The sequence below is a fragment of the Rhodococcus sp. R1101 genome, assembly GCF_000278445.1.
GTDB lineage: Bacteria > Actinomycetota > Actinomycetes > Mycobacteriales > Mycobacteriaceae > Rhodococcus > Rhodococcus gordoniae.
Genome location: NZ_AJVB01000585.1, coordinates 1 through 2,127, shown reverse-complemented (window position 1 = coordinate 2,127; position 2,127 = coordinate 1). Strand labels below are relative to the sequence as shown.

Genomic DNA, 2,127 nt, shown 5'->3' with positions numbered 1-2,127 from the left:
GGGATCGCCGAGCGGGTCGAGCCGGGCGACCGACAGCACGATCTCGAACCCGGGCGGCGGCTGTCTCTTCGCGAGCATCGCCTTCATGTCGTCGAAGGCCAGACCGAAGGGCACCCAGCCGTCCCCGAACTCGCACGCGCGTCGTAGGGAACGCGGGGTGCGGCCGCCGATCCACATCGGCACCCGCGGTTGCACGGCACAGGGGTCGACAACCACATCCGAGTACTCGAAATATTCTCCACGATAGGAGGGTTCGCGCTGCGAGAGGGAAGCGCGCAGTGCCGCGAGGGCGTCGTCGGCGCGCGCGCCACGATCGGTGAACGGCGCGTCGAGCAGCGCGAATTCCTCCTCGAGCGAACCGACGCCGAGTCCCAGCGTCAGCCGTCCCGAGCTGACCGTGTCGAGGGTGCCGTAGCGCTTGGCGATCTCCAGAGGATGGTGGTAGCCGAGGACGAGAACCTGGGTGACCAACCGGATCCGATCGGTGCGGGCCGCCAGGAAGCCGAGGGTCGCCAGCGGATCCCAATAGGTCCCACCTCGCGTCTCGGCCACCGGCACCGGTACGGCGACATGTTCGCTGCACGTGAGGTGGTGGAATCCCGCGCGATCGGCGGCGACCGCGATCTGCGACAGTTCCTCGATACCCGCGCCCGCCTCCCATCGGGCGGAGATCCCGGGGACCCGCGTGACGATCGGACTGGTGATTCCGATGCGCACCGCCGAACTGCGGTTCGATCCGTCGGTCATACGCTCTCCTTCGTCGATCGGTCCGACAGGGAGTGTGCGCCGAGACGGGACGCGGGGCACGTCCGGTCCCGCTTGCCGATACACGACCCGATGGACGGGATATCGCCTTCCGGTGCGTCCCGGGGCAGACCTAGCGTGGCCCGCACGTATCGACTGCGGAGGAGACCGACATGCCGTTGCATCCCGAGGTGGAGTCCATGCTGAAGACCCTGGAGGCGGGTTTTCCGGACGTCACGACGATTCCGACGACGGAACTCCGGGAGATCATCCGCAGTCGTCGCGGTCCGCTCCGGAACCTCCCCGCCATGCGGGAAGTGCACGATCTCGTCGTCGACGGGCCCGGAGGCGACCTCGCGTTGCGCCTCTACCGTCCGGAGTCCCCCGAGACCGCCCTCCCGGTCGTCGTGTTCGCGCACGGAGGTGGGTTCGTCTTCTGCGATCTCGACAGTCACGACGAGTTCTGCCGGTCGATGGCGGACGGCGTCGGGGCCGTCGTCGTGTCCGTCGACTACCGGCTGGCCCCGGAACATCCTGCGCCGGCCGCGCACGACGACATGTACGCCGCGCTCGGCTGGGCGGCCGCAACCATCGCGTCGTACGGAGGAGACCCGGCGCGCATAGTGGTCGCCGGCGACAGTGCCGGTGGAAACCTCGCCGCCACCGTCGCCCTCGCCGCGCGCGACAAGGGTGGACCGGCGGTGCTCGGTCAGGCGTTGTTCTATCCGGTGATCGACGACGACTTCGACACCGAGTCGTACCGGAGGTACGGGACCGGCTACTACAACTCCGCGGCGGCGATGCGGTGGTACTGGGAGCAGTACGCACCGGACGGCACCGACGATCCCCGCCTGATCCCGACCCGCGCCGAAACGCTCGCCGGACTGCCCTCGGCGGTCGTCGTCACCGCCGAACTCGATCCGCCGTGCTCGTCCGGCGACGACTACGCCGCACGCCTCGCCGCAGCCGAAGTGTCCGTGCAGCACCGCAGATTCGACGGCCTGTTCCACGGATTCCTGACCTTCCCTGCGCTCTCGCTCACCGAGCCGGCGCGGCAGGAGGTGTGGAAGATGATGCGTAGCCTGGTCGACGGGCGGATCTCCCGGTGACCGGGACGACCGGGCTCGTGTCCTGAGCAACTGCCCTAGCGTCCCGCAGACAACGACGAGAAGGAGACTGTCGATGGCCCCGACATCCGTACCGCCCGTGGTACCCGCCCAGGACACCACCGTCGACCTGCTCGTGATCGGGTCGGGTACAGGTATGGCCGCCGCGATCGCCGCGCACGAAGCGGGACTGTCGGCGCTCATCGTCGAGAAATCCGAATATGTCGGCGGTTCCACCGCCCGCTCCGGTGGTGCCTTCTGGGTGCCGGCCAATCCC

At 68.7% G+C, this 2,127-nt stretch carries 3 protein-coding genes; 2 read left to right on the top strand and 1 reads right to left on the bottom strand.

Going from position 1 to position 2,127, the window contains the following annotated elements; all coding sequences use genetic code 11:
• A partial coding sequence (locus R1101_RS0121955) for a TIGR03619 family F420-dependent LLM class oxidoreductase (protein WP_026003581.1) occupies window positions 1-717 on the bottom strand: 717 nt, incomplete at its 3' end.
• Between the two features lie 200 nt (window positions 718-917).
• Here R1101_RS0121955 and R1101_RS0121950 point away from each other — a divergent pair.
• Window positions 918-1,853, top strand: a complete 936-nt coding sequence (locus tag R1101_RS0121950) for an alpha/beta hydrolase (RefSeq protein ID WP_016935386.1) — start codon at window positions 918-920, stop codon at window positions 1,851-1,853.
• A 73-nt stretch (window positions 1,854-1,926) separates the two neighbouring features.
• Window positions 1,927-2,127 (top strand): FAD-binding protein (locus tag R1101_RS29825; RefSeq protein WP_157179198.1); only part of this gene is annotated, 201 nt, incomplete at its 3' end.

Excerpts from the sequence above, each read along its gene's own strand:
- R1101_RS0121950 (WP_016935386.1), top strand. The coding sequence starts at position 918 with ATGCCGTTGCATCCCGAGGTGGAGTCCATGCTGAAGACCCTGGAGGCG.